Source organism: Vibrio sp. V39_P1S14PM300 (genome assembly GCF_009904765.1).
GTDB lineage: Bacteria > Pseudomonadota > Gammaproteobacteria > Enterobacterales > Vibrionaceae > Vibrio > Vibrio proteolyticus.
Map to the genome: position 1 here is coordinate 1 of NZ_WXWP01000363.1, position 10,600 is coordinate 10,600.

General features: G+C 50.8%; 9 protein-coding genes. 2 read left to right on the forward strand and 7 right to left on the reverse strand.

Translation table 11 applies throughout. The features are described 5' to 3' along the window. The first annotated feature begins 224 nt into the window (after positions 1-224). Positions 225-1,679 (forward strand): cardiolipin synthase, encoded by a 1,455-nt coding sequence (gene cls / locus CAG65_RS19045; protein WP_021707104.1) that lies wholly within the window; start codon positions 225-227, stop codon positions 1,677-1,679. A 163-nt stretch (positions 1,680-1,842) separates the two neighbouring features. Beyond that, a complete protein-coding gene (locus tag CAG65_RS19050; protein ID WP_161454645.1) occupies positions 1,843-3,048 on the forward strand; it encodes a cystathionine beta-lyase in 1,206 nt (401 codons plus the stop codon). Between the two features lie 70 nt (positions 3,049-3,118). Here the strand turns inward: CAG65_RS19050 and CAG65_RS19055 are convergent, their stop codons facing one another. From CAG65_RS19055 to pspA, 7 genes are all read right to left on the reverse strand, one after another. Further along, positions 3,119-3,688 carry a DNA-3-methyladenine glycosylase I gene (locus tag CAG65_RS19055; protein WP_021707106.1) on the reverse strand — a complete coding sequence of 190 codons (570 nt, stop codon included), beginning with the start codon at positions 3,686-3,688 and terminating at the stop codon, positions 3,119-3,121. 62 nt (positions 3,689-3,750) lie between these two features. Then, on the reverse strand, positions 3,751-6,852 hold the full coding sequence (locus tag CAG65_RS19060) for an efflux RND transporter permease subunit (protein ID WP_161454646.1): 3,102 nt from the start codon (positions 6,850-6,852) through the stop codon (positions 3,751-3,753). Next, positions 6,849-7,931 carry an efflux RND transporter periplasmic adaptor subunit gene (locus CAG65_RS19065; RefSeq protein WP_161454647.1) on the reverse strand — a complete coding sequence of 361 codons (1,083 nt, stop codon included), beginning with the start codon at positions 7,929-7,931 and terminating at the stop codon, positions 6,849-6,851. The genes CAG65_RS19060 and CAG65_RS19065 overlap by 4 nt, the downstream gene beginning before the upstream one ends. A 2-nt stretch (positions 7,932-7,933) precedes the next feature. Next, positions 7,934-8,962 carry an efflux RND transporter periplasmic adaptor subunit gene (locus tag CAG65_RS19070; protein WP_021707109.1) on the reverse strand — a complete coding sequence of 343 codons (1,029 nt, stop codon included), beginning with the start codon at positions 8,960-8,962 and terminating at the stop codon, positions 7,934-7,936. Positions 8,963-9,169: 207 nt separating this feature from the next. After that, entirely contained in the window at positions 9,170-9,559 is a 390-nt protein-coding gene (gene pspC / locus CAG65_RS19075) for an envelope stress response membrane protein PspC (RefSeq protein WP_021707110.1), read from the reverse strand. Next, positions 9,552-9,785, reverse strand: coding sequence for an envelope stress response membrane protein PspB (gene pspB / locus CAG65_RS19080; RefSeq protein WP_021707111.1), 234 nt, complete (start codon positions 9,783-9,785; stop codon positions 9,552-9,554). Before pspB ends, pspC begins: the two co-directional genes overlap by 8 nt. Positions 9,786-9,855: 70 nt before the next feature. Next, positions 9,856-10,536: a phage shock protein PspA gene (pspA, locus tag CAG65_RS19085; RefSeq protein ID WP_161454648.1), complete on the reverse strand. Its 681-nt coding sequence runs from the start codon at positions 10,534-10,536 to the stop codon at positions 9,856-9,858. Positions 10,537-10,600 lie beyond the last annotated feature (64 nt).

The window sequence follows — 10,600 nt, forward strand, 5'->3', positions numbered from 1 at the left end:
AGCCCGCGCAGTCTAATTTTCCAACACACATCAATTTTACAAGTTTAAATGCTGAACTTTTAATCAATTGTTAAATATTCCACTACTTTTTACAAGTTTGCAACATACAAAATCTTTTGCATATTCTTACTATTCTTAACAGTGGTGGTTAAGGTAGTGATTCCTTTCCCCCGAGTTTCGATTTACTATTCAACCAGTTGTTGATTGGAGTTCCAGAGAGCGGAATGGACAAGTTTTACCATTTTCTAACCCTTGCAAGTATTGGTCTGTATTGGCTTTTGGTGGCCGGCGTGACCTTACGCGTGGTGTTTAAACGGCGTGCAGTGAGTGTGTCGCTTGCCTGGCTGATGATCATCTACATCGTGCCAGTAGTTGGGGTCGCTTGTTACTTCTTGTTTGGCGAACTGAATCTGGGGCGCAAACGTGCCGATCGAGCCAAAGAGATGTTTACGCCGTTTGCCAATTGGTTTTCGCAGCTCAATGAATGCCACGCCCACACCCCAGAACGAATGGGTCGGCACATCTACCGTATTGACGAACTGTGTAACAATCGTCTCGGCTTACCCGCATTGAGCGGTAATACGCTGTCACTGCAAAGCTCCCCTCATGACATTCTGCACTCCATCATTGAAGATATTGAGCAGGCACAATCCAGCATCCGGATGGTGTTTTACATCTGGCATCCTGGAGGTCTGGCCGACTCGGTAGCCTCTGCCCTGATCCGCGCAGCAAAGCGGGGAGTGGACGTTAAGCTGCTGCTGGACTCTGCTGGTAGCCCTCGCTTCTTCCGTAGCTCATGGCTGAAAATGATGAAAAATGCCGGTATCGAGGTCATTCAGGCACTGGAAGTCAGCCCATGGCGTATCTTCCTGCGTCGACTCGACTTGCGTCAGCATCGCAAAATCATCGTGATTGACGACAACATCGCCTACACTGGTTCGATGAATATGGTCGATCCGGCCTACTTCAAACAAAATGCCGGCGTCGGTCAATGGATCGATATCATGGTACGAGTGACCGGCCCAACAGTGAACGTTCTGTCCGCTATTCACTGCTGGGACTGGGAAGTGGAAACCGGAGCACGCATGCTGCCTGCAAACCCAGAGTGCAAACTGGATCCAAACCAGCCCCATCATCCGGTGCAAGTGGTGCCATCCGGACCGGGGATGCCGGATTATCTGATTTCTCAAGTGCTGACATTGGCCATCAATCAGGCCAATGAATCGGTACGGATCACAACGCCTTACTTCGTGCCGAGTGCCGATTTGCTTGAGACGCTGAAAATGACAGCGCAACGCGGCATTAATGTGGAGTTGATTATTCCACACAAAAACGATTCGATGATGGTGCAATGGGCATCGCGGGCTTTTTACACCGAGCTGCTTGAGGCCGGGGTGAAAATCTACGAGTTTTACGGCGGCTTGCTGCACACAAAATCCGTGGTGATCGATAAACAGTTCTGTCTCGTCGGCACGGTCAACATCGACATGCGCAGTTTGTGGCTCAACTTCGAAGTCACATTGGCAATCGATGACGAAGCGTTTACCAAAGAGATGCACTGGTTGCAGGAGAGCTACATCGAACAGTCACACTTTGTCGAACTGAAAAAATGGGAGCAACGCGGCATGTACTATCGTTTTCTGGAGCGTTTGTTCTACCTGTTCAACCCATTGCTGTAATTCTGCTGTCCGTATCACTGGGCACAACGCCGTGATGCGGACACCAACCCCATCCATAACCTGCTGGCATAACATGTAGGGATAAATTCCTTCGCTATACTTGCCAATCAGGTCAACAACATGGTTTAAATAGAGAAATCATTCGTAATGACAAGGATTTCTCATGTCGGAAGGCAAAAAAACCAAATACATCAACGCGGGTCGCGATCCTAAATGGACCAACGGGGTGGTTAACCCACCCGTGCAGCGTGCTTCCACGGTGGTGTTTCATACCGTGGCAGAAAAAAACCATGCGGCCATCAACCGCACCAATAAAACCCTGTTCTACGGCCGACGCGGTACCCACACCCACTTTGCCTTTCAAGATGCGATGGTCGAGATTGAGGGCGGTGCAGGCTGTGCGCTGTACCCGTGCGGCACTGCGGCGATTTCCAATGCGATTTTATCCTTTGTAGAAAGTGGCGATCACATTCTGATGGTCGATACCTGCTACGAACCAACTCGTGATTTCTGCGATAAAATCATGAAGAAGATGGGCGTAGAAACCACCTATTATGATCCCACCATAGGTGAAGGCATCCGTGCGTTGATTCAGCCCAATACCAAGATCCTGTTTACGGAATCGCCAGGTTCTATCACGATGGAGGTGCAGGATATTCCAACACTGGCTCGCATCGCCCATGAACATGACATCATCGTGATGCTCGATAACACCTGGGCTGCCGGGGTAAACTTTTCACCGTTTGAACACGGTGTCGACATTTCGATCCAAGCAGCGACCAAGTACATTGTCGGTCACTCGGATGTGATGTTAGGTACTGCGGTCGCTTCAGAAAAATACTGGGATCAATTGCGAGAGCAAAGTTATCTGATGGGACAATGCGTATCGCCGGACGACGCCTACCTTGGCTTGCGCGGTATCCGCACACTGGATGTCCGCCTACGCCAGCACGCAGAGAATAGCCTGAAAGTCGCGCAATGGCTGCAGACCCGTCCAGAAGTGGATCATGTACGCCACCCTGCGCTGGAAAGCTGCCCGGGTCACGAGTTCTTCAAACGCGATTTCACCGGGGGCAACGGCCTATTCTCGTTTGTACTCAAGACCAGCTATCCACGCGCAACCACCGCTCTGCTTGACGGTATGCAGCACTTCAGCATGGGTTACTCCTGGGGTGGCTATGAGAGCCTGATACTGGCCAACGAACCACGCAGCTTCAACAGCCTGCGCACTGTGGCCAATCCAAACTTTGAAGGTACGCTCATCCGGCTTCACATCGGCCTGGAAGATGCCGATGACCTGATTGCCGATCTGGCTGCCGGCCTGGAGCGCTACAACGTAGTGATGCAAGAGCACGCGTCGGTGAGCTAATTCAAGCGTAATAATAAAAAGTCCGCCTCAATAATCCGGGCGGACTGTTTACTGTCAGCACTTTGCATTCTCAAAGGCAAGACTGTCGCTGCGGACAGTTCACCAAGTGATCATTGACCATCCCGGTTGCCTGCATAAAGGCGTAGCAGATGGTTTCTCCGACAAATTTGAAACCTCTCTTCTTGAGAAACTTACTCATCGCTTTCGATTGCTCTGTTGAAGCCGGAACCTCACTCATCACCGTCCAGTGGTTGATTTGCGGAACGCCATCCACAAACTGCCACAACGCATTCGACAGCGAACCATACTCTTTCTGCAGCTCAAGAGCAGCCCGGGCATTGTTGAATACTGAGGCAATCTTGCCTTTGTGCCGCACCACATCATAATCAGCGATGATTTGCTCAATTCGCTCTTCACCGTATCCGGCCAGTGTATCGATGTTAAAACCCTCGAATGCCTGACGGTAGCCCTCGCGCTTTTTGAGGATAGTGATCCAGCTCAGGCCAGCCTGAGCACCTTCCAGGGTCAGAAATTCAAACAGTACCGTGTCGTCATAGACAGGTACGCCCCACTCCTCATCGTGGTAAACCTTCTCCAGTTCATGATTCAGCGCCCAGGCGCAAGTGTGTTGCAATGTCATAACTTTCCTTATCAAAAACGCCTCTGCGAGGAGAGGCGCTGGCTTTTCCTCATTGGCAGGGATCAGTGTGGCACCTCGACCTTATGGAACAGACGGTACAACACAGGCACGACAATCAGTGTCAGGACAGTCGCAAACCCCAGACCAAACATAATCGTTACCGCCATCGGTTTGAAGAAGATATCCGGCAACAAGGGAATCATCCCCAAGATGGTGGTAATTGCCGCCATACACACCGGACGGACCCGGCTCAGCGCGGCGTCCACCACCGCAATGTACGGATCTTTACCGGACTTCATTTCGATTTCAATCTGATCAAGCAACACAATACCATTTTTCAGCAACATGCCCGATAAGCTCAGGAACCCAAGTAGTGCCATAAAGCCGAATGGTGTATCCAGCACTAGCAGGCCAGTCGTCACCCCGATGATGGCCAATGGTACAGTCAACCAGACAATCAAAGGCTCTTTGACAGAATTGAACAGGAACACTGTAATCAAAAACATAAACAGGTAGCCGAGTGGCATGGTAGTAAACAACGACGCTTTCGCATCTCCGGAAGATTCGTATTCCCCCCCCCACTCCAGTGAATAACCTGATGGCATCTCAATGGCTTCTATTTGTGGCTGGAGACGAGCTTGCAGTGTCGCGGCCGTCTCTTCACCCAAGATATCCGGGTCAGCCATTACCGTCAGCATACGCTTACGATTTTTACGCATGATGATGGGATCTTCCCAGCGCATGTCGTAACCGAGCGTCACTTGCTGCAACGGAATAAACTCAGTCAGTGCCGGGCTCCAAATCTTCATTCCTTCGATGTTGCGAATGTCCACCCGCTCATCGTCCGGTAAGCGCGCTACGATCGGCATCAATGTAGTCCCATCACGGTAGATACCCACGTTCAGACCGGAAAATGACATCGACAGAAAATCATCCACGTCCGATTTAGTGATACCGTAACGGCGGGCCTGGCTTTCATTGAACTGCGGCTCCAACACTTTGGTCCGCTCTCGCCAGTCATGGCGAATATTGGTCGCAGCCGGATCGGCGTACAAGATATCACTGACCTGCTTCGCCAGACCGCGCAACACGTCCGGATCTGAGCCGATAAGACGCGCTTCAATTTTTGCACCACCACCAGGGCCCAGTTCAATCTGTTTGAGTTTGAAATTGATTTGTGGATAGTTGGCTGCCACATGCTCACGGAACTTCGCCATCAAAGCTTTAAGTGCTTCGTATGAGGTCACCCGGGTCGTGATTTCACCGTAGGCGGCGTAGCTCTTTTCTGGTGAATAGGTCAGCATGAAACGCTGCAGCCCTCTGCCCGCAGTCGAAGTAATGTGTTCAACGTTGTCCTGTTTTGCCAACCAACTTTCCAGCTCTTTCAGTGCCTCATTGGTCGCGCGAATATCCGTACCTTCCGGTAACCAGATATCGGTTTGAAACATCGGCGTGGTGGAAGAAGGAAAAAACGCCTGTTTGACCAAAGTGAAGCCATACAGGCTGACGCCTAAACCGACGACCAGCACCACCATGGTCAGCCAGGCTCGTTTGAGACAAAACTCAAGAAAACCTTTGTAAAGCACAAAGATCATTCCGTTGTACGGATCCTGATCAGCGCCACCTTTCGGTGGTTTTTGTTGCTTAAAGAAAATATCAGCAAAAAATGGCGTGAGAGATATGGCCGTAAACCAGCTTAACATCAGCGAAATCAACAGTACGGTAAATAACGTTCCACAGTATTCGCCAGTTGAGTCCTCCGACAAACCAATTGGAGCAAACGCCGTTACCGCAATCACGGTCGCCCCCAGCAACGGCCATTTTGTCTGGGTCACGATATCCGTCGCGGCTTGCATGCGGGTGCGGCCTTTTTGCGTCCCAATCAGTATCCCTTCAACCACCACGATGGCATTGTCCACCAGCATACCCAATGCAATCACTAACGCGCCGAGCGAGATCCGCTGTAGATCGATTTTAAAATATTGCATGAAAATGAAAGTGCCAAACACCGTCAGCAGCAAAATCAGCCCGATCAGCAAACCCGAGCGCAATCCCATGAAAAACAGCAGTACAATGATCACAATTGCCACCGCCTGCCCCAGGCTGATCACAAAGCCACTGACTGATTTATCCACCTCTTTCGGCTGACTGTAAATCTCCGCGATGTCGATACCAACAGGTTGCTGATACTTCAGCTCCGCCAGTCGGCGATCAAACCGTTGCCCGACTTCCACCACATTGACACCCTGTGCAAAGGACACACCCACATTAAGCGCCAACTTGCCGTTAAAATTGATGATATTGCTGGGAATATCAACATAACCACGTTTGATATCCGCCACATCACGCAAATAAATTAGCCCCTGCGCGCCACTTTCTGTGATGATCAGGTCGCCGAGTTGATCCACATTCTGAAACTCACCGGTCGGCTGAATACGGATATATTCACTACCGATGCGCACTGCCCCTGCATCCGACACCACATTTTGAGTCGACAGCAGATTAAACACGGTATTCGGCGCAAGCCCGAGAGAACTCAAACGCTTCATCGAGATCTCAATAAACACCTGTTCTTGCTGCTGACCCGATACCGACACCTTGCTGACACCGTTGATCAACTCCAGCTCCCGGCGCAGGTAATCGACGTAGTCGAGCAGTTCCTTATATGAGTAGCCATCCCCGGTAACCGCCAGCAAGATCCCATACACATCGCCAAAATCATCGATCACCTGAGGTTCATTGACACCAGGCGGTAGCGAGCCTTTCAGATCATTCACTTTTCGCCGCAGTTCATCCCAAATTTGGGGTAAGTCATTCGGGCCATAGTTGTTTTTCATGGTCACCGTAATTTGCGACAGTCCGCGACTGGAAATCGAATTGACTTCATCCACATACATTAGCTGTTGGATGGCTTTTTCAAGCGGATAGGTGACCTCTTCTTCCACCTGTTGCGGGGTCGCGCCCGGATAAGACGTCACCACCAAGGCATCTTTGATAGTAAAAGCGGGATCTTCAAGACGTCCGAGGTTGAAAAAGGCAGCCACGCCACCAATCAGAAAGATCAGCGATATCATCCAACTGATGACACGGTTGCGGATAAAATACGCAGCAATGCCCGTAATATCCTCGTCCTTTTGAGGCGATTCTTGTTTTTGTTCGCTCATTGGCTAGCCTCCTGCGGCACCACTTCCACTTTCATGCCTTCCCTTAACCGACTGATCCCAGCGACGACAACACTCTGTTGATTCGTCAGACCGCTGAGGATCTGTAAGGTAGTTTGCGACGCTGAGCCTACCGTTACCGCTTGCTTAGATACGGTTTGGTCATCGTTCAGCACCCAGACAAATTTGTTGTCGCGCGACAACTCATCGCCGTCGGCGTTAAATACCGCTTCCACTGGCACCCGCACCCCCACATTCAGATTGAGTCCGATATTCTCTCCTGCCGTTGTCACATCAACCGCCATCCCGTCCAACACATATTCTTCTTTGGGCATTGGCATCGACAGGGTGGCGGTAAAGGTCCCCGTTGACGGGTCCGGCTCGGTGGTAAATTCTTTCACCCGCGCGGTATATTGATTACCACTTGGCAGGCGCACGACGGCGCGCACGCTGTCAAGGTGGTCTGGTCCGGGCTGGTTGATGTATAAACGGTCAGGAAGCTGAATCAGCACTTCAACATTATCAACACTGTGGATATTGACCACTTGCTGGCCCACCTGAATGTTTTCAAACTGGTCCACATTGACCCGCGAAATGATGCCGTCCATCGGCGCCAAAAGCTGGGTAAATGACAGTCTGAGCTTGGCCAACTGCAGTTCGGCAGAGGCAATCTGGCGTTCGGCTGCAATTTCATCAAACTGAGATTTGGCCAACAGGCCTTTTTTGACCAGCGGCGCAGAGCGCTGATACTGACTGTTCACAACAGAATAACGCGCCGACGCATTATCCACATCAAGCTGATAATCGGTCGGATCCAGTTCTGCCAGCACATCGCCCTGTTGGACCCTGTCCCCTTCTTTCACAGCGAGTTTGCTGACCTCACCCGCGACACGAAAACTGAGACGAGAACGTTCTGCGGCATTTGCCACCGCAGGAAAGTACAGCCGGTCCGGCGCATGTTTGCGATCCAGACTGACGGCTTTCACTTTGGGTACCACGGAAACCGCAGGCTCACTGTGTTTGCTGCAACCACCAAGTACGATGGCCGTCGAGAGCAGGCTAAATACCAGGTATCGATTCATCGTTATAGTCCCCGCTCTTTGATCCATTCACGCACTTTTATGCCCGGCTGAATGCCACTGACACCCGATACGATGATCTGGTCGCCATCGTTAAGCCCGGACATGATTTGACGCTGGTCGTTGAGCGTGATCGCCACTTGCTCCACGATCCCCTGAGTATTGACCCGCCAGACATAGGTCTGATCGTCTTGTTGAAACAGAGCCGCTGCGGGCACTGGGATCGCACCCGCCGAGTCTGCAGATACCAGCACGTTTCCCGACATGCCTGGCAAAATACCGACATCTTCAGGGCGCTCCATCACCATGGTCACTTTGTAACTGGCTGTTTTGGGATCGGCCTCGGTGTCGATTTCCTGAAACGTCAGTTTGAACGACCGCTCTGGAAATGCATCGAAGGTCACTTGCGCGTCGGGCTGCGCCGCCGAGTACCGATTCAGAAGATAATCCGGGATCTGGAAAATCACTTTCAGTAAGCGATGCGACTGAATGTTCATGACTCCTTGCTTGGCGGCGACAAACTCATAGTTCTCCGCGGGCAGAATGGAGATGGTGCCATCATAAGGCGCGACTAGCTGGGTATAACGGAGATTGGCTTTGGCCTGAGAGAGCGTTGCCTGAGCAGAATTGAGATTGGCTTGGGCTTGGTCGAAGTCCTGTTCAGAGACCACCTGATCTCTGCGTAACTTCTTAAAGCGATCGTACTGCACTTTAGCCAGTTGGAAGTTGGCCTGAGCCTTTTTCTCCAGTAACGCATATTCATCAGGATCCAGTTTGGCCAGCACATCGCCTTTTGTGACTCGCTGACCAGCCGTGACATCGATCGACATCAACTGTCCCGGGACACGAAAGGCCAGAACCGCTCGATCACCCGCTTCTGAGGTGGCAGGAAAAGTACGTTCAAACTTGGAATTACCAACAGAAACCGAGAATAATTTTGCCGGTCTGGAGTCGGGCTCTGGAACCGGAGGAAGTTCTTTCCCGCAGCCTCCCAGAGCAGAGGCTACGGCTATCAGGATCATTGCCTTACGCATGTCAGGACATCCATTCAAATTCAATAGCTAAAAGATAGATGAATGCCCAGCCAGTTTCCACACCAGCAGTATGGAATTCTTTTGAAATGAACGGTTTGAGCGGGGAAAACCAACTCGGGTTTCATTTATGAACCGTATCTGAGTCTCAATCCATGCAATGACAACCCCAATCCAATATTGATGAGGCGTTCGCCTCATCACCTGACGTTACAATTTGCTGAATTCACGGTTCACTTTAAATGCATCAGAGGTAACGTATGCTTCCACATCTCTGATCCGGTTTTCGATGCGGTCAAAATCCGCTTCCAGCGTGTGCAGTAGCTGTTTCGGCGTCTGCCCCTGTTGCCAAGGCTTATTTTTCAACGAGTGTTGCTGCTGGGTTTTGATGCTTTCACCGTAACCGGCCGGCTGCTTTTCCAACATCAGAGTCAGCGCAATATAGGCCAGCAGCACCAGAAAGCTCCCGCCCAGCAACGCGGCCGAGATCACCAGAATACGCACCAGCCATACTTCGGCACCAATGTAATTGGCTAACCCGGCACACACCCCCGTGATCTTGCCGTTCACTGTGTCACGATACAGCTCTCGGTTACTCATAGCGTTTTCTCCAGTTTGGTGACTCTGCGTCCAGAATTCGCTCCAGGGTTTCGATACGTTGCTGCATCGATTCTGCCCGCTCAGACAGCGTATTCAGTGTCTGTTGTTCATCCTGAGATAAACCGCTGGCAACTTTGCGTTTACTGCGATAATGCAGAAACAGCCACAATGGGGCGACGAAAATCAAAAAGACAATCAATGGTCCTGCAATCAAAAATGATGACATTGGCAACTCCTAACTCAACCAGATTCTGTGACGCGCCGGAGACGATATCCGGCGCACTCTATGACTGTAATTATTCAGTATCTGGCTTCTTACCTTCAACCTGAGCTTTCAATTTAGCCAGCTCTTTTTCAATTTCATCCTCAGCCTGCAACTCGGCAAATTCCTGCTCAAGTGATTTTGCCTGACCAGATTGTGCATACAGATCCGCTTCCGCTTCCAACTCATCCACTTTGCGTGAGTACTGCTCAAATTTTGCCATGGCCTCATCTGTGCGGCTGGCATGCAGATGCTTTTGTACATCACGGCGGTTATGCGCAGTCTGATTACGGATAGCAAGCGCTTGTTGCTTTGCCCGGGTCTCCGCGATCTTGGTTTCCAGCTTGCCAATTTCACCGGTCAGTTTATCGATGGTTTCGTCCACCAACGTCTGCTCGGTGTGCAAACCTTTGATCAGGTCCTGTAGCTTCTGCTTTTCAATCAGGGCTGCACGAGCCAGATCTTCACGCTGCTTGGTTAGAGCCAGCGTGGCTTTGTTCTGCCATTCACCAATCTGCGCTTCCATTGCGTCTACTTTACGCGCCAGTTCTTTCTTATCAGCAATCGCTTTCGCGGAATTGGTGCGCACCTCCACCAAGGTGTCTTCCATTTCCTGGATGATCAGGCGGATCATTTTTTCTGGATCTTCCGCCTTGTCGAGCAACGCACTGATGTTTGAGTTCACAATATCTGCAAAACGAGAAAAGATACCCATGATGATTCTCCTGTCGATAGAGTTTATGAATAGACCATTCACGGTCATTTCCCCTTTACATATC

What these genes read in the sequence shown, in the direction of transcription:
- pspB (WP_021707111.1), bottom strand. Translation starts at nt 9,785, where the DNA reads ATGTCATCATTTTTGATTGCAGGACCATTGATTGTCTTTTTGATTTTC.
- CAG65_RS19055 (WP_021707106.1), bottom strand. Translation starts at nt 3,688, where the DNA reads ATGACATTGCAACACACTTGCGCCTGGGCGCTGAATCATGAACTGGAG.
- pspA (WP_161454648.1), bottom strand. Translation starts at nt 10,536, where the DNA reads ATGGGTATCTTTTCTCGTTTTGCAGATATTGTGAACTCAAACATCAGT.
- pspC (WP_021707110.1), bottom strand. Translation starts at nt 9,559, where the DNA reads ATGAGTAACCGAGAGCTGTATCGTGACACAGTGAACGGCAAGATCACG.
- CAG65_RS19070 (WP_021707109.1), bottom strand. Translation starts at nt 8,962, where the DNA reads ATGCGTAAGGCAATGATCCTGATAGCCGTAGCCTCTGCTCTGGGAGGC.
- CAG65_RS19060 (WP_161454646.1), bottom strand. Translation starts at nt 6,852, where the DNA reads ATGAGCGAACAAAAACAAGAATCGCCTCAAAAGGACGAGGATATTACG.
- cls (WP_021707104.1), top strand. Translation starts at nt 225, where the DNA reads ATGGACAAGTTTTACCATTTTCTAACCCTTGCAAGTATTGGTCTGTAT.
- CAG65_RS19065 (WP_161454647.1), bottom strand. Translation starts at nt 7,931, where the DNA reads ATGAATCGATACCTGGTATTTAGCCTGCTCTCGACGGCCATCGTACTT.
- CAG65_RS19050 (WP_161454645.1), top strand. Translation starts at nt 1,843, where the DNA reads ATGTCGGAAGGCAAAAAAACCAAATACATCAACGCGGGTCGCGATCCT.